The 17,471-nt window shown below is 39.6% G+C and carries 17 protein-coding genes; all 17 read left to right on the top strand.

Annotated elements, in window-relative coordinates; genetic code table 11:
- Window positions 1-192 precede the first annotated feature (192 nt).
- Window positions 193-768 (top strand): thymidine kinase, encoded by a 576-nt coding sequence (locus QOS06_RS04605; protein ID WP_003667548.1) that lies wholly within the window; start codon window positions 193-195, stop codon window positions 766-768.
- Window positions 769-789: 21 nt separating this feature from the next.
- Window positions 790-1,872, top strand: a complete 1,083-nt coding sequence (gene prfA / locus QOS06_RS04600) for a peptide chain release factor 1 (protein WP_003676159.1) — start codon at window positions 790-792, stop codon at window positions 1,870-1,872.
- Window positions 1,865-2,731 (top strand): peptide chain release factor N(5)-glutamine methyltransferase, encoded by an 867-nt coding sequence (prmC, locus tag QOS06_RS04595; RefSeq protein WP_283595568.1) that lies wholly within the window; start codon window positions 1,865-1,867, stop codon window positions 2,729-2,731. Before prfA ends, prmC begins: the two co-directional genes overlap by 8 nt.
- Window positions 2,732-2,736: 5 nt before the next feature.
- Window positions 2,737-3,765, top strand: coding sequence for an L-threonylcarbamoyladenylate synthase (locus QOS06_RS04590; RefSeq protein ID WP_078009141.1), 1,029 nt, complete (start codon window positions 2,737-2,739; stop codon window positions 3,763-3,765).
- A 113-nt stretch (window positions 3,766-3,878) separates the two neighbouring features.
- Complete coding sequence (gene glyA, locus QOS06_RS04585; RefSeq protein WP_085680313.1) at window positions 3,879-5,114, top strand: serine hydroxymethyltransferase; 1,236 nt, start codon at window positions 3,879-3,881, stop codon at window positions 5,112-5,114.
- A 92-nt stretch (window positions 5,115-5,206) separates the two neighbouring features.
- Window positions 5,207-5,842, top strand: a complete 636-nt coding sequence (gene upp / locus QOS06_RS04580; RefSeq protein ID WP_003676152.1) for a uracil phosphoribosyltransferase — start codon at window positions 5,207-5,209, stop codon at window positions 5,840-5,842.
- Between the two features lie 131 nt (window positions 5,843-5,973).
- Window positions 5,974-7,701, top strand: coding sequence for a phosphoenolpyruvate--protein phosphotransferase (gene ptsP / locus QOS06_RS04575; protein WP_085680314.1), 1,728 nt, complete (start codon window positions 5,974-5,976; stop codon window positions 7,699-7,701).
- Between the two features lie 101 nt (window positions 7,702-7,802).
- A complete protein-coding gene (locus tag QOS06_RS04570; RefSeq protein WP_283595567.1) occupies window positions 7,803-8,912 on the top strand; it encodes a YibE/F family protein in 1,110 nt (369 codons plus the stop codon).
- Between the two features lie 2 nt (window positions 8,913-8,914).
- Window positions 8,915-9,688 carry a YibE/F family protein gene (locus tag QOS06_RS04565; RefSeq protein WP_078009145.1) on the top strand — a complete coding sequence of 258 codons (774 nt, stop codon included), beginning with the start codon at window positions 8,915-8,917 and terminating at the stop codon, window positions 9,686-9,688.
- 159 nt (window positions 9,689-9,847) lie between these two features.
- Window positions 9,848-11,119 (top strand): uracil permease, encoded by a 1,272-nt coding sequence (gene uraA / locus QOS06_RS04560; RefSeq protein WP_113896691.1) that lies wholly within the window; start codon window positions 9,848-9,850, stop codon window positions 11,117-11,119.
- A gap of 313 nt (window positions 11,120-11,432) precedes the next feature.
- Window positions 11,433-12,140, top strand: coding sequence for a F0F1 ATP synthase subunit A (atpB, locus tag QOS06_RS04555; RefSeq protein WP_003666558.1), 708 nt, complete (start codon window positions 11,433-11,435; stop codon window positions 12,138-12,140).
- Window positions 12,141-12,164: 24 nt separating this feature from the next.
- Complete coding sequence (gene atpE, locus QOS06_RS04550) at window positions 12,165-12,383, top strand: F0F1 ATP synthase subunit C (RefSeq protein ID WP_003666561.1); 219 nt, start codon at window positions 12,165-12,167, stop codon at window positions 12,381-12,383.
- A gap of 42 nt (window positions 12,384-12,425) precedes the next feature.
- Window positions 12,426-12,944 carry a F0F1 ATP synthase subunit B gene (gene atpF / locus QOS06_RS04545; protein ID WP_283595565.1) on the top strand — a complete coding sequence of 173 codons (519 nt, stop codon included), beginning with the start codon at window positions 12,426-12,428 and terminating at the stop codon, window positions 12,942-12,944.
- Window positions 12,934-13,476, top strand: coding sequence for an ATP synthase F1 subunit delta (atpH, locus tag QOS06_RS04540; protein ID WP_003666566.1), 543 nt, complete (start codon window positions 12,934-12,936; stop codon window positions 13,474-13,476). The genes atpF and atpH overlap by 11 nt, the downstream gene beginning before the upstream one ends.
- Window positions 13,477-13,507: 31 nt before the next feature.
- Complete coding sequence (gene atpA / locus QOS06_RS04535) at window positions 13,508-15,037, top strand: F0F1 ATP synthase subunit alpha (protein WP_003672565.1); 1,530 nt, start codon at window positions 13,508-13,510, stop codon at window positions 15,035-15,037.
- A gap of 35 nt (window positions 15,038-15,072) precedes the next feature.
- Window positions 15,073-16,017 (top strand): F0F1 ATP synthase subunit gamma, encoded by a 945-nt coding sequence (locus tag QOS06_RS04530; RefSeq protein WP_003672563.1) that lies wholly within the window; start codon window positions 15,073-15,075, stop codon window positions 16,015-16,017.
- A gap of 26 nt (window positions 16,018-16,043) precedes the next feature.
- The gene (atpD, locus tag QOS06_RS04525) at window positions 16,044-17,471 is read left to right on the top strand and encodes a F0F1 ATP synthase subunit beta (protein WP_003666573.1); all 1,428 of its coding nucleotides are present in this window, start codon (window positions 16,044-16,046) and stop codon (window positions 17,469-17,471) included.

Below are 17,471 nucleotides of genomic sequence, written 5' to 3'. Positions count from 1 at the left end.
ACAATAGTGATGATTAAAATTACCGTTTAATTCTAAACTTTACGATAACAAAAAGAAAGTTATTAAACTGAAATTATTATAAGATTAAAGTTATTCAATGTAAAAAACTCTTTCCTAATGTGGAAGTATTTAAATGACACAAATTTTTGGATATAATGAAGAGTACTATGCAAACAAAAAGGAGCAATTGTAGTGGCACAACTATTCTTTAAATATGGCGCGATGAATTCTGGTAAGTCAATCGATATTTTGAAGGTTGCTCATAACTATGAAGAACAAGGGAAACCGGTTGTTTTAATGACGAGTGGTGTTGACGATCGTTCTGGTCGAGGCATCATTGCTAGTCGGATTGGCCTAGAGCGTAAAGTAAAACCAATTATGGATGATACCAATATTTACGATTATGTTAATAAGATGGACCGTAAGATATATTGTGTATTGATCGACGAAGCACAGTTTTTAAAGAAAGAGCATGTCTTACAATTAATCAAAATTGTTGATGAGCTAAATATTCCGGTAATGGCTTTTGGACTAAAGAATGACTTTCGGAATGAATTATTTGAAGGTTCAAAATATTTACTGATTTATGCTGACAAAATTGAAGAGATGAAAACAATTTGTTGGTTCTGCCCTCATAAAGCTACAATGAATTTACGGATTCATAATGGCAAGCCAGTATATGAGGGAGAACAAGTCCAGATAGGAGGAAATGAATCATATTACCCAGTATGCCGGAAGCACTATTTTCATCCCCAATTAAAACAATAGGAGGAATAATCAAGAATGGAAATGGAAGAAATTTTCGATAAGCTTCAAGCAGTTGCTGATCGTTACGATGAACTAAATGAATTGATCAGTGATCCAGAAGTAATTGCCGACTCGCAACGTTTTATGAAGCTTTCAAAAGAAGAAGGAAGCTTACGTGAAACAGTTGAAAAATATAATCAATATAAAAAAGTCACCCAAACGATTAGTGATGATGAAGAACTATTGCGTGAAACAAATGATGATGATTTAACGGCCTTAACCAAGGAAGAGTTAGCGGAAGCGCGCGAAGAACAAGCACAATTAGAAAAAGAGCTTGAAGTTCTACTAATTCCTAAAGACCCTAATGATGATAAAAACATTATCATGGAAATCCGTGGAGCTGCCGGAGGGGATGAAGCAAGCCTCTTTGCTGCTGATCTATATAACATGTATCTTCGTTATGCTGAAAAGCAAGGCTGGAAAGTAGAAGTTGTGGATCGAAATGAAACTGAAGTCGGTGGCTTTAAGGAAATTGCCTTAATGATTACTGGGGATAAGGTTTATTCTAAGCTTAAGTTTGAAAACGGTGCGCATCGTGTTCAACGGGTTCCTGTTACTGAATCTGCTGGACGTGTCCATACGTCAACTGCGACGGTTGGGGTAATGCCAGAAGCTGAAGATGTGGATGTAGATATCGATCCTAAAGATATCCGGGTTGATGTTTACCGTTCAAGCGGTGCTGGTGGTCAGCACGTTAACAAAACTTCATCAGCTGTTCGAATGACCCACTTGCCAACAGGGATTGTTGTTGCAATGCAAGATGAGCGTTCACAACAGCAGAACCGGGCTAAGGCAATGCGGATTTTGAAGTCACGGGTTTATGATTATTACCAACAACAAGAACAGAGCGCCTATGATCAAAAGCGGAAAGACGCGATCGGGACAGGTGATCGGTCAGAACGGATTCGTACTTACAACTACCCACAAAACCGGGTAACAGATCACCGTATTGGATTAACATTAAATAAGCTTGATAAGATTATGGCTGGTGACCTCGATGAAATTATTGAAGCATTGATTGTTGCCGACCAAACGCAAAAGTTGGAGCAATTACGAAATGAGTAGTTTCGTACCGACCAACTACTTTATGGCTCAGCGATGGGCAAAAGAACAATTACAAGGAACAAATATTGACCCAAGTGCCCCTCGGTTTTTACTTCAGCAATCACATGGTTGGGATGCGACTCACTTACTTTTGCATAATCGTGATGAGATGCCAGCTGACGAAGTAGACTGGTGGAAGGATGCCATAACAAGATTGCTTAATCATGAGCCTGCTCAATATATTGTTGGGCAGGCCCCATTTTATGGACGAACTTTTAAAGTTAATAAAAATGTTTTGATTCCAGAAGCTGAGACAGCAGAGTTAATCGATTGGGTGTTGCAAGAAATGCCATCTCGCCCATTAAGAGTCCTTGATTTAGGAACGGGGAGTGGAGTGATAGGCATTACCCTTGCACTTGAACGGCCAAATTGGCATGTAAGTTTAAGTGATATTTCAACCGCTGCGCTTGCTATTGCTCAGGAAAATATGGCTAAGTTTAACTTGAAGTTGCCGTTAATTAAAAGCGATTTATTTGAAAATATTGATCAGCAATATGATTTAATTGTGACTAATCCGCCTTATATTGACCCAGACGATACTGGTGAAATTGATCAAGCGGTCCTTGAAAACGAACCAGCCCTAGCCCTATTTGCTAGTGAACATGGGTTAGGATTCTATCATCGCTTATTTAAGCAAGCAGGGCAATACCTAACTACAACTGGTCAAATATTTGGCGAAACTGGTTATGATCAAGAGGAGTCAATTCAAGAATTACTACATCAAACCGATGAACACGCACAGATATGCCCACGACATGATGTGGCAGGAAAAATGAGGATGATACACGCATGGGATTTTTCAAACGTAGGAGGAAGATAGTAAGAATGGATACGAAGATTTTTCGACATGGTGAGATTGCCCAAGCAGCAGCTGCGATTAAGCGCGGTGAATTAGTGGCTTTTCCAACCGAAACTGTTTATGGATTAGGGGCTGATGCGACCAATGAAAAAGCCGTTAAGAATGTTTATTTAGCAAAAGGGCGGCCAAGTGATAATCCATTGATTGTTCATGTTAACTCCATCGCAATGGTTAAAAAGTATGCTGCCGAGATTCCTGATAATGCCCGAAAGTTGATGGATGCATTTTGGCCTGGTTCTTTAACTATTATCTTGAAGATTAAGAAGGGCGCACTTTCAAAAACCGTCACAGGTGGTTTGAAAACTGTTGCCTTTCGTTACCCCGACTGTCAACCAACCCTTGACTTAATTGAAGAAGCTGGTGTTCCGATGGTGGGACCATCTGCTAATACTTCTGGGAAACCAAGCCCGACTACTGCCCAACACGTTTATCATGACTTGCATGGTAAGATCTCTGGAATTGTGGATAATGGTCCGACACGGGTAGGAGTTGAATCCACTGTCCTTGATATGTCAACAGACCACCCTGTAATTTTACGTCCTGGTGCTGTTACGAAGAAGGACATTGAAAAAGTGATTGGATCCATTGACCTTAATCATCATAAAGTAGGCAAAAATGAAACTCCTAAAGCACCCGGAATGAAATACAAGCACTATGCACCTAAGGCCCAAGTATATATTGTTGATGAAGATACTGATTGGGATAAAGTTGTTGAATGGATACGACAACAGCCATTTGACGTTGGGATGATGGCTGAAGAAAAGGTTCTCCAACAAGAAGTATTGCCGATGAATGCTATTCAATTTTCATTAGGAAAAAATGTTCAAGATGCCAGTGCTCGTCTATTTGATGGCTTACGGCAATTTGATGACCAACCTAATGTTAAAGCGATTGTCACTCAAGCATTTCCAGCTCATGATTTAGGGGGCGCATACATGAATCGGTTAAATAAGTCGGCTGGTGGTATGCACTTTGATAGGAATGCGGTAAAATAATAAGGGAACGTAGTGGAAGAGGTACCACTCCCTAATTAAAATCTCAATAAAATAATAAAGAGACTGAGTAGGATTCCCAGCCTCTTTATTTATAACCAGAGGAGATGTTGTAAATGAACTATGGTAAAAAATCACCCCAATTATGGGCAGCCATTGAAAATGAAGAACAACGCCAGCAAGATACGATTGAGCTCATTGCCTCCGAGAATATTGTTTCAGATGCTGTTCGTGAAGCTCAAGGGTCAGTTCTAACAAATAAGTATGCTGAAGGATATCCTAATAAGCGGTATTACGGTGGTTGTGAGTTTATAGATCAAGTTGAACAATTAGCAATTGATTATGCTAAAAAGTTATTCAATGCAGCATATGTTAATGTTCAACCTCATTCCGGATCACAAGCTAATATGGCAGTTTATCAAGCACTTCTCAAGCCCGGAGATGTGATTTTAGGGATGGGGATGGATGCTGGTGGGCACCTAACTCACGGAGCAACGGTCAATTTTAGCGGAAAACTATATAAGACGTATGGCTATGGCCTAAATCCAGATACTGAAGAGCTTGATTATGATGAAATTATGGCGTTAGCTAAAAAAGTAAAGCCACAATTAATCATTGCGGGTGCTTCTGCCTATAGTCGAATTATTGATTGGCAGGCATTTCGGAAGATTGCTGATGAAGTTGGGGCTTACTTGATGGTTGATATGGCCCATATTGCCGGATTAGTAGCAACTGGTGTCCATCCAAGTCCACTTCCAATTGCTGATGTCGTTACTACTACTACTCATAAAACTCTTCGGGGCCCACGGGGAGGAATGATCCTCTCTAAATCGACTAAATTAGGACGGAAAATTAATTCAGCAGTTTTCCCTGGGATCCAAGGCGGACCACTGGAACATGTAATTGCGGGGAAAGCTCAAGCATTTTATGAAGATTTGCAACCAGAATATACGGAATATATCCAACAAGTTGTAAAAAATGCTCAAGCAATGGAAAAAGTATTTAATACTAGTAAACAAATTAGGATGGTTTCAGGAAAAACTGAAAATCATCTTCTCGTTCTGGATCTTACTAAGACTGGTTTAACAGGAAAAGATGCGCAAAATCTCCTTGACCGTGTCTACATTACAACCAATAAGGAGGCCATTCCGAATGACCCACGAAGTCCATTTATTACAAGTGGTTTGCGGATTGGGACTCCTGCTATTACTAGCCGCGGATTTAAGGAAGAGGATGCGCAAAAAGTTGCGGAATTAATCAGTACAGCTTTAACTAATCCCACCGATGAAGAGTGTCTACAAGAGGTCGCAAAAGGGGTACACGAACTAACCACAAATTATCCGCTTAACTAAAAAATTAGAATATAAAAAGTTGTTAAGATCCTTTGTCATGACTTGATTTTTTTGGTAGAATAGTGAAGAAATTCAAAGGAGTGTATATAGGCATGGGTAAATTTGAAGTGTTAGATCATCCATTGATTCAGCACAAGCTAACAATGATTCGGGATAAAAATGTTGGGACAAAGTTTTTCCGGGAAACTGTCAAAGAAATTTCAACTTTAATGGCTTATGAAGTTGCACGCGATATGCCATTAAAGGATGTTGAAATTGAAACGCCAATTGCTAAAACGACCCAGAAAGAATTGGCTGGTAAAAAGGTGGCAATTATTCCAATTCTTCGGGCCGGAATCGGAATGGTTGATGGGATGACGGACCTTATCCCCGCAGCTAAAATTGGTTTTATCGGAATGTACCGGGATGAAGAAACCTTAAAGCCACATGAATACTTTGTTAAGTTACCTAATGATATTACAGAACGGCAATTATTCATCGTTGACCCAATGCTGGCAACTGGTGGTTCAGCAATGATGGCAATCGAAGCCTTAAAGAAGCGCGGTTGCTCAGAAAAGAACATGAAATTTGCTTGCTTAGTTGCAGCCCCTGAAGGAGTTAAGGCTGTGCGCGACGCTTATCCAGATGTTGATATTTATACAGCAGGACTTGATGATCATCTTAATGAAGATGGATATATTGTTCCTGGGTTAGGTGATGCTGGTGACCGTCTTTTTGGTACTAAGTAGATAATTAAGAATTAAAAGCATGATCTGTAGAAAACTTTTTAGCTTTCGCAAATTTTGCTTTTATTTTTTTGTTTGTGTTGAAAAGGCTTTCGCTTATAATAGGTACTATACCAGAAAAGGGGAATTGATTAATGGAGACCCAAATTAATGGAATTGCAGCCAGTGATGGAGTGGGAATTGCACCTGCTTACTTATTGACGAAGCCTAATCTTAGTTTTGAAAAATATCATATTAGTGACCCCGATAGTGAAAAAGCGAGATTACACTATGCTTTTGAGAAGATCATTCAGAAACTAAAGGAAACCAAAAAGAAGCTTGTTAATAAACTTAATGCAGAAAATTTGGCAATTTTTGATACCCACATTGCAATCTTAAATGATCCTGAAATGATTAAACAAGTTGAAAATCGGATTACCAATCAACGCTTAAATGCAGAATCGGCTTTTGCAGAAGTAATTACTAAGATGATTAAAACCCTTCAGGCGATGACTGGAAATGAATATATGCAAGAGCGGGCATCTGATTTTCAAAATATTCAAGACCAGGTTTTAGCAGAGTTAGAAGGGAAGAAGCTCCCTAATTTACGTGAATTAGATCACCCTGTCATTGTAGTCGCCCATTCGATTGGTCCGGCCGATACTTCACAGATGGATGGCCGCTTTGTTAAGGGAATTATTACTGATTTGGGTGGGCGGACTAGTCACGCAGCGATTATGGCTCGTTCTTTACAGATTCCAGCAATTGTTGGGTGTAACGACATAACCAAAAAGGTGCAGAATGGCCAACGAGTAATTGTTGACGGCTTTGAAGGCAGTGCAATTGTTGAACCATCAACAAATGATGTTAAACAATACCAAAAAATTACTGATAAGTTTATGAATGTCCGTCAGCAATGGAAAAAAATGATTAACCAGCCCTCAGTAACCGCCGATGGTCAACGGTACAAGATTTCAGCTAATATTGGTTCTTCAGTGGATATTTCGTCAGCAATAGAAAATGGTGCTGATGGTGTTGGCCTATTTCGAACCGAATTTCTTTATATGAAAAGTGACCACCTCCCAACCGAAGAAGAGCAGTTTAATGCTTATCGCCGAGCTGTTGAACAGTTAAATGGGAAACGATTAGTGGTTCGGACCTTAGATATCGGTGGAGATAAACCACTTCAATTTATGCCCTTACCCCAAGAAATGAATCCATTCCTTGGGTACCGGGCTATTCGGATTACTCTTGATCGACCAGAAATGTTTAGGACTCAGCTGCGGGCCTTACTCCGAGCATCCGAGTTTGGGAAGATTAATATTATGTTTCCAATGATTACCACGCTTGAAGAATTACGAGCAGCTAAGAAAATCTATTATGAGGAGCAGCAGAAATTAGCTGTTGATCATCCAGAAATTGGCCGCGATATCCATCTTGGGATAATGATTGAAGTTCCATTAGCCGCGTTAAATGCTGATCGCTTAGCTGCAGAAGTTGATTTCTTTAGCATTGGAACTAATGACTTAATCCAATATTGTTTTGCGGCTGACCGTGGTAATGATTCAGTTTCGTACCTTTACCAGCCGCTAAATCCAACTTTTTTAAAATTAATTAAGCACATTATCGATGCTGGGCATGCTCATGATACAACGGTAGCGATGTGTGGAGAGATGGCAGGAGATCGTTATGCATTGCCACTATTAATCGGGATGGGATTGGATGTCTATTCGATGAGTGCCAGTTCTATTTTACGGACACGTTCAATGATGAAGCAATTAGACAGCAAAAAGTGTCAGAAACTCTACCAACAGGCTGTTACAACTTGTGATTCAATGACCGGTGTGAAAAAGTTAGTTCAAGATTGGTTGGTAGCAAACTAAAAAGGATTTAGGAAAAGTAAAGATTTTTCTTAAATCCTTTTTTTATCTCTTGTTAAGAGTAAAATGGCAATAGTTTTGCTGTACTAAGGGGATGTAAAGTTGTGATTAAGCAATACTGGACAAAGCAAAGAATCTGGTTGTTAATTTTTTTAATGGTTGTTGGAATTGGTGCTCTCTTATTTACCAGCCATAATGAACAGTTTTATCAACAACCAATTGCTAAAGTAATCAGCGAAAAAACGATGAGTAAACAAAGAGTAAAAGACCAGTTTGATAATGTTGACCATCAATATAATCAACAACTCCAAGTAAAACTAATGAATGGCAAATATCGCGGGCAAAAATTAACAGTCCAAAATACATATAGCGATTCGCAACCGATGGATCAACGTTATCGGGTAGGGAATGAAGTATTTTTAACCCAGCTTCGCAAACGAGGCGGAAAACTGACCGCCAATGTTAACGGTTATAAGCGAGACACAGTAATTGTCTTTTTACTTTGGCTTGTTGTCTTGATGCTGCTTCTCCTTATGGGGCGTTCAGGGATGTTTGCATTCTTAAGCGTAGTAATTAATGCTCTTTTGTTTATAATTGCAATTGAGATCGACTTAAAGCAAAATGGTCAGCATATCATGCTGCTTTTTAGCGTTCTTGCCATAATTTTTACGTTTATTAGCTTATTATTAGTTCTTGGTTTTAGTAAAAGGATGCTGGCGACTTTTGCGGCAACAGTTATTGGAACATTTGTTGCCTTGGGAGTAAGTATGCTTGTATTTATGTGGACGCATGAACGGGGGATTTACTATGAATCAATGGAATATGTTACGCAAGTTCCTCGACCGCTTTTCTTAGCTGAAACATTGTTAGGGTCTTTAGGAGCGGTAATGGATGAATCAAGCGACATTATTGCCACACTTTTTGAGTTAAAGCAGTTAAATCCAGCTGTTACCCGCAAACAGTTATTTATCTCTGGCCGCAATGTTGGTAAATCAATTATGGGACCGTTAATAAATGTTTTGTTTTTAATTTTTATGGTGGATACCTTTACTGGTAGTCTTTTGTATATCAAAAACGGTAACTCGTGGGGATATACCTATGCAATGAATATGAGCTTAGGGACTATTCAGAGCCTGATCAGTGGGATTGGAATTGTCCTTTCAGTTCCCCTTGTCAGTCTATTTGGGGCATTATTATTAGGGAAGAAGGTGTAAAGATGACGACAATTACGGGCCTTGGCTTAGTATTGCTAATTTTGATGGTCCTTGTGGGAGGGAAACAGGGCTGGACAGCTTTTTTAAGCTTGCTTCTTAATTTTGGCTTTTTATATTTTGCAATTATTTTAGTCGCGTTTCATGTTCCCCCGTTATTTGTAACGGTAACTATTGGGATTACAATTTTGGCAATAACTATTTTCATGGGGGAAGATGATTTGCGGACAACCGTGACGGCATTTTATGCTTCACTCATCGTGCTATGCTTAATTTTAGTGCTGATCTTTATTGTCGAGCACTGGGCAATGGTGCAGGGCTTTGGAACAGAAGATAGTGATGAGTTAGAAGGGATGTCAATTTTAATTGGAATTAGTTATTTCAAAGTTTCTGTTACTACTACTATTTTGAGTTCACTCGGAGCAATTGCAGAAGCGGCGATGGCGATCTCCTCTGGCCTTACCGAAATCCTTGAGAATCATCCTGAAAGAACTAATCGTCAATTAATTCATAGCGGGATGGCAATTGGGCAACAGATTATTGGAACAACATTTAATACGCTTTTCTTTGGCTTCTTTGGAGGATTCTTAGCACTATTTATTTGGTTCTTAGGTCTCCATTATTCCTTTGGTACAATTATGAATAACAAAATTTTTGTGGCAGAAATGATTGAAATTCTGATCTCTTTCATCGGGGTGCTGATCACTGTTCCTATGACCGCTTGGGTGATGACAAAGCGTCGTAAATCTGTTGTTGACAATTACCCTAAAACAAAGTAACATACGAATAACTTATAAATAGACCTTTAATCGGAGTCCTGTGAGACTTCAAAGGTGCGGATAAATTTTCAATGCTCTTTCCATAGATTTGGATTGAGTAGGGAAGAGACGACTTTGGAGCAGGAATTCCAAGGTCGTTTTTTCTTTAGGAGGATTTATATGGCGCACCGTGATAATGTTGTTTTAGATGTAGATGAACGACCAGCTCCCTGGCAGTGGTTTGGCTTATCTTTGCAACATATGTTTTCTATGTTTGGCTCCACTGTCTTGGTCCCAATTTTGGTAGGATTAAATCCAGGAATTGCTTTATTTAGTTCGGGAGTAGGAACCCTGATGTACTTACTCATTACTAAGCATAAGATTCCGGCTTATATGGGATCGAGTTTCTCATTTGTGGTCCCGATGATGGCCTTAATGAAAACTACTGGTTATCCGGGTATTGCACAGGGGACCATTGCAGTTGGGTGCGTATATTTAATCGTATCAGTAATTGTAACGTTGGTTGGCTCGCAATGGATTGACCGCATTTTGCCACCAATTGTTGTCGGTCCGATTGTTGTTGTAATCGGATTATCATTAGCAGGAACTGCCGCCAAAGATGCTACCATCAATTCGGCTACTGGCCATTATGATTTGCGCTTTTTTGCGGTCGCAATGCTTACGATGGCAATAACAGTTATCTTCAATATGTATTTTAAAGGATTCCTCGGTTTAATTCCGATTTTGATGGGGATTGTCGCTGGTTATATTATTGCGGTCTTATTTGGCATTGTGGATTTTTCTCCAGTTGCGCATGCACATTGGTTTAGTTTGCCAGACTTTCAGATTCCATTTGTTGATTATCATCCCCAATTATACTGGGGTGCGATTTTGAGTATGGCCCCAATCGCTTTTGTTACCATGACAGAACACTTAGGTCATATTATGGTTCTAAACGAGTTGACTGAGCGAAATTACTTCAAGGAACCAGGATTGAACCATACGCTTGCGGGAGATGGGACGGCTTCGATTATTGCTGGTTTCGTTGGCGGCCCTCCCGTAACTAGTTATGGTGAAAATATTGGGGTAATGGCAATTACGCGTGTCCATTCAGTTTACGTTATTGCTGGAGCAGCTGTATTTGCCATCTTCTTTAGCTTTATTGGTAAATTAAGTGCCTTGATTGAATCTATTCCTTCACCAGTTATTGGTGGGATTTCATTCCTACTATTTGGTGTGATTGCTTCTAGCGGATTGCGCGTAATGATTGAAAACAAAATTGATTTTAATGAAAAAAGAAATTTGATGATTTCATCGGTTATTTTAGTAATTGGGATTGGAAATGCCTATCTTCAATTAGGAAAATATCAATTCTCTGGATTAGCTGTTGCAGCTGTCCTCGGGATAATAATGAATTTAATCCTTCCACAAAAAGCCAAAAGTGAAATATAGTTTGAATTTTTAAGCAGAGTAAGAAAAGGCATCCGACCTCTTACTCTGCTTTTTTCGTATGATAACAAAACAAAAAAATTAAGAGGTCGTGGAAAAAAACAGATTATAAGAAAAAGTTTATCAAGTCTAAGAAAACGCTTTCTTTACACTCTTGTCAATTGATTAGTAGGTATATATAAACCTAATGTTTTTTTGAATTTTAACGAAATTAATGATATATTAACATTCGTAACTTGGGGTAGTTCGTTTTATTTGCAACGTTCATCCAATTTACAAGCCAAATTATTGTTATAAGGAAAGAGGTGGAATATGAATGGGCGGTGATGCTTTAACTTTTAAGCTTTTCGGACTTACGTTCAATACTACGAACATTGTTTCTGGACTGATTATCTACGCAATCGTGTTCTTCACTCTTTACGGGATGTCACGAAAGATCCAAATGAAGCCTACTGGTGCACAAAATGTATTTGAGTGGCTAGTTGACTTCACTAATGGAATTGTGCGAAGCCAGATGCCAGCATCCGAACAAGGTCACTATAGTTTCTTTGCCTTTGTTTTGTTTGTTTTCATCTTCTTTGCAAACCAATTCGGTTTAATTTTCCAATTCCATTGGAACGGAGCTGAGGTGCTTAGAAGTCCAACGGCAGATCCAGTTGTTACGTTAACACTTTCTTTAATGGTAATGGTATTAGCATTCGCTGCTGGAGTAGCACATAATGGCCTTGGTGGATACCTGAAAGGGTACACTAAACCATTTACTTTAATGCTTCCTGTTAACATTATCGAAGACTTTGCTAACTTCTTAACTCTTGGTCTCCGTATTTTTGGTAACATTTTTGCCGGTGAACTTTTAATGAGTTTGATTGCTAATATGGCATTCTCACATGGAATCCTAACTATTATTCCAGGGTTGTTCTTGGAACTAGCATGGCAAGGATTCTCCGTATTTATCGGTTCGATTCAGGCATATGTCTTTGTAACATTAACGACGGTTTATATTTCTCGGAAGATTTCCGAATAATAATCCCTAAGGAGGAATTTTAAAATGGCATTAGGAGCAATTGCTGCAGGACTCGCGGCTATGGGTGCCGCTATCGGTGGTGGTATCGGTGACGGTATCTTAATCGGACACACAGTTGACAGTATCGCACGTCAACCAGAATTACAAAGTAGATTACAAGCAACGATGTTTATTGGTGTTGGTTTGATTGAAGCCATGCCTATTATTGCCATCGTTATTGGCTTCCTTGTTATGAACAAGTAATTATTTTAAGTTTTTTATTTTAAGATAAGGAGGTGTCAATAGATGTTTGTAAACAGTGTGTTAGCTGAATCAAACAGTTTATACATTGGTGACTTGGTATTCTACATCGTTACTTTTATCATCTTAATGCTATTAGTTAAGCATTTTGCTTGGAAACCGGTAACAGATATGATGAAGAAACGTGCAGATAAGATTGCTAATGACATTGATAATGCTGCTTGTTCACGTGAAAGTGCTGAAAAGATGGCTGCAAAGCGACAAGCTGAGTTACAAAGCTCACGGCAAGAAGCTGCTGAGATTGTAAGTAATGCTAAAAAGTCTGGGGAAACTCAGCGAGCACAGATTGTTGAAACAGCGCAAAAAGATGCCCAAGCTCTCAAGCAACAAGCACAAAAAGATGCTGAGCAAGCACGTCGCGATGCATTAAACAGTGCTAAGGATGACGTTGCAAACTTATCTATTGAGATTGCTTCCAAACTCATCCAAAAAGAATTAAAGGCAGACGATCAAAAAGAATTGATCGATTCCTATATCGAAGGGTTGGTAGAACATGAGTCTTGATAAGAAGACAGTTGCTGATCGCTATGCGAAAGCACTGTTTGAATTGGTCGATGCTGATAACGAACTCGATCAAACTTATCAAGAATTGATTGCTTTACGCCAAGTCTTTGAGGACAACGAGGGATTGGACGCCGCACTTGCGGGAGTTCAACTGTCACTTGATGAAAAGAAATCATTGATTAAAGATTTACAGCAAGGTGCTTCAAAGTACGTTGCTAACTTAATTCAAATGGTTTTCGATTACGGCCGTATTGACTGCATGGTCGCAATTATTGATGAGTTTGAACGGCGGTATGACCGTAAAATGAAGCGGATGCATGCTGACGTTACCACAGCGATCCAACTCGATAAACAACAAGAGGATCAACTAAAGGCTAATCTTGCAAAACGTTTTGGTGCTAATGAAGTTACCTTAACAGAACATGTTGATCCAGAAATTTTAGGTGGGGTTATTGTCCATGTTGATAATAAGACATTAGATGGTAGTCTCAGCTCAAAGATTAAGCAAATTCGTCGTTTACTAGTTAGATAAATATATCTTTTTTCAAAGAGGTGAGACCTTTATGAGCATTAAAACTGAGGAAATCAGTTCACTCATCAAAAAACAACTCGCCAACTACCAAGACAAAGTATCTGTCGAAGAAACCGGTACTGTTACCTATGTTGGTGATGGAGTTGCTCGTGCCGATGGCTTAGATAATGCTATGGCTGGTGAGTTGCTCGAATTTAGTAACGGGGTCTACGGAATGGCTCAAAACCTCGAAAGTAATGATGTAGGTATTGTTATTTTAGGGGATTACACAGGCATTCGTGAAGGAGACACCGTTAAGCGGACGGGTCGAATCATGGAAGTACCCGTTGGCGATGCATTATTAGGACGGGTTGTTGACTCATTAGGTCGTCCAATTGACGGTCTTGGTGAGATTAAGACAGATAAAACTCGTCCAATTGAACGTAAAGCTCCAGGTGTTATGGAGCGTAAGAGTGTTAGTGTACCACTTCAAACTGGTATTAAGGTTATTGATGCCTTAGTTCCAATTGGACGTGGTCAGCGTGAATTGATTATTGGTGACCGTAAGACAGGTAAAACTGCCATTGCGTTAGACACTATTATTAACCAGAAGAACCAAGACGTAATTTGTATTTACGTTGCTATTGGTCAAAAGGAATCAACTGTTCGGGCTAGTGTTGAAACCCTTCGTAAGTATGGAGCATTAGATTACACAATTGTTGTTTCAGCTAGTGCTTCAAATCCTGCTCCAATGTTATATATTGCGCCATATGCAGGGGCTGCGATGGGTGAAGAATTTATGTTCAACGGTAAAGATGTTCTTATTGTTTATGATGATTTATCAAAACAAGCGGATGCATACCGTGAACTTTCATTAATTCTTCGTCGTCCTCCTGGTCGTGAAGCTTACCCTGGTGATATTTTCTATACTCACTCACGGTTGCTAGAACGTGCTGCTCGTTTGTCTGATGATCTTGGTGGTGGTTCAATGACCGCCTTACCAATCATTCAGACCCAAGCTGGTGATGTTTCTGCATATATTCCTACTAACGTTATTTCTATTACTGATGGTCAGATCTTCTTAGATTCAGATGAATTCTATGCAGGTCAACGTCCAGCTATCGATGCTGGTACTTCAGTTTCTCGTGTTGGTGGTGACGCTCAGATCAAAGCAATGAAGAAAGTTGCTGGTACTTTGCGTTTGGATATTGCTTCATACAACGAATTAGCATCCTTTGCTCAATTCGGTTCCGACCTTGATGCAGCTACGCAAGCTAAATTGGCTCGTGGTCAACGGACTATGGAAGTCTTAAAGCAGGGATTACATGATCCGCTACCAGTAGAAGAACAAGTTGTAACATTATTTGCTCTTTCACGTGGTTTTATCGATAAAGTCGAAATTGAAGATGTTCAACGTTACGAAAGTGAATTGGCTGCTTACATGCATGCTAACCACCAAGACCTCTACGACACCATCAAGAAGACTGGTAAGCTACCAGAAGGCGATGACTTGCAAAATGCTGTTGCTAAGTTCTCTGAAACATTTCAAGGAACTAAAAAGCAAGCCGCTGAAGAAAAATAGTTAATGATGATTAGTCGAAAGGACGGTGAGATTTAGTGCCAGCTTCACTCGCTGCAGTTAAACATAAGATTGATTCCACTAAGAGTACGCGTCAGATTACTTCGGCGATGCAAATGGTTTCAACCGCAAAACTGAATCAAATTCAACACCACACTCAGACCTACGAAGTATATGCTGAGAAGGTTAAGCAAATGTTGTCTGATCTGGTTAAATCTCACAGCGCAACATCTGCAGCTTCGCAAGATGATGTTTACGCTGCACTGTTTAAAAAGCGCGCAGTTAAAAAGACTGGGGTGCTTGTGATTACGTCTGACCGAGGTTTGGTTGGTAGTTACAACAGTAACATTATCAAGCAAACGTTAGATATGATGGCTAAGCACAATCTTGATAAAGACAACACAGTATTTCTGACGGTCGGTAAAACAGGGACAGAATTCTTTAAGAAGAGGGGAATGAATGTCGTTTACGAATATTCAGGCGTTAGCGATGTTCCTACCTATCGTGAAGTTCACAGTATTGTGAAGACCGCTGTTCAAATGTACAGTGATCAAGTATTTGATGAAATGTATATGGTTTACAGTCATTACGTTAACCGGATTACATCAAATGTTATTGTTCACGATGTACTCCCAATTACTGAAAAGTCATTACTCAATGACGAAAATGAAGCACAAGAAAATACAGAATTAAATAATTCTGATGTAAGTACTGCGCACGTTTCTGCCGAGTATGAATTTGAACCGTCAGATACAGAAATCATTTCTGCATTGGTTGCCCAATATGCAGAAAGTTTGATTTATGGAGCGATTCTTGATGCCAAGACATCAGAACACTCTTCAAGTGCGAATGCAATGCGTTCAGCTACAGATAATGCTGATGACATTATCTCTACTCTCGAATTGCAATATAACCGAGCACGGCAAGCAGCAATTACCACTGAAATTACAGAAATTACTGGTGGTATGACTGCTCAAGAATAATTTTTTCTAACGTAGGAGGAAACAACATGAGTTCTGGTAAAGTTTTACAAGTTATCGGACCAGTTGTTGATGTTGAATTTCCCTTAGACGAAAAACTTCCTGAAATTAATGACGCTTTGAAGATTAAGGAAAGCGATGGTAAGACTTTAACAACTGAAGTTGCCTTGGAATTAGGTGATGGTGTTGTTCGAACAATTGCCATGGACGGTACTGATGGTCTTCAACGTGGTATGGAAGTTGAAAACACTGGCGCATCAATTAGTGTACCAGTTGGTGATGATACTCTGGGACGAGTATTTAACGTCTTAGGGGAACCTGTTGACAACGGACCGAAATTTGGTCCTGATGCAAAGCGGATGCCTATTCACCGCGATGCACCAAAGTATGATGACTTAAACAATGCTACCGAAATTTTGGAAACTGGGATCAAGGTTATTGATTTACTAGCTCCATATGTTCGTGGTGGTAAGATTGGTCTATTCGGTGGTGCCGGTGTTGGTAAAACCGTTTTGATTCAGGAATTGATTCATAACATTGCTCAAGGTCATAATGGTATTTCTGTCTTCACAGGGGTTGGTGAACGTACCCGTGAAGGTAATGACATGTACTATGAAATGAAGGCCTCTGGAGTTCTTGAAAAGACGGCCATGGTTTATGGTCAGATGAACGAACCACCTGGTGCCCGTATGCGGGTTGCCTTAACTGGTTTAACAATTGCGGAATACTTCCGTGATGTAAAGGGACAAGATGTTTTGCTCTTTATCGATAACATCTTCCGGTTTACACAAGCTGGTTCAGAAGTTTCTGCCCTCTTGGGTCGGATTCCTTCTGCCGTTGGTTACCAGCCAACATTAGCTACTGAAATGGGTCAGTTACAGGAACGGATTACTTCAACTAAGAAGGGATCTATTACGTCTATTCAAGCCGTTTATGTTCCAGCTGATGACTATACCGACCCTGCACCAGCTACGACATTTGCCCACTTGGATGCAACTACTAACTTGGAACGTCGATTAACCCAAATCGGTATTTATCCAGCCGTTGACCCATTAGCTTCAACTTCTACTGCTCTTACTCCAGAAATTGTTGGTAAAGAACACTATGAAGTTGCTACACAGGTTCAACACGTTCTTCAACGATACCATGAACTTCAAGATATCATCTCTATTTTAGGTATGGATGAATTATCTGACGAAGAAAAGACAATCGTTGCTCGTGCACGGCGGATTCAAAACTTCCTTTCCCAAAGCTTTAGTGTTGCTTCCCAATTTACAGGTTTACCTGGTAAATATGTTCCATTAAAGGAAACAATTAAAGGCTTTAAGGAAATTCTTGCTGGTAAGTATGATGATCTTCCAGAAGAAGCTTTCCGGTTAGTTGGACCAATTGAAGACGTTGTTGAAAAGGCAAAGAAAATGAAGGCTGAGACTGACGAAGATAGCTCAGAAGACTAG

This window comes from Limosilactobacillus sp. DJ3M12 (assembly GCF_947381695.1).
Classification (GTDB): Bacteria; Bacillota; Bacilli; order Lactobacillales; family Lactobacillaceae; genus Limosilactobacillus; species Limosilactobacillus kinnaridis.
Note: the sequence above shows the minus strand (reverse complement) of the source record. Positions and strands in the feature narration are given on the sequence as shown.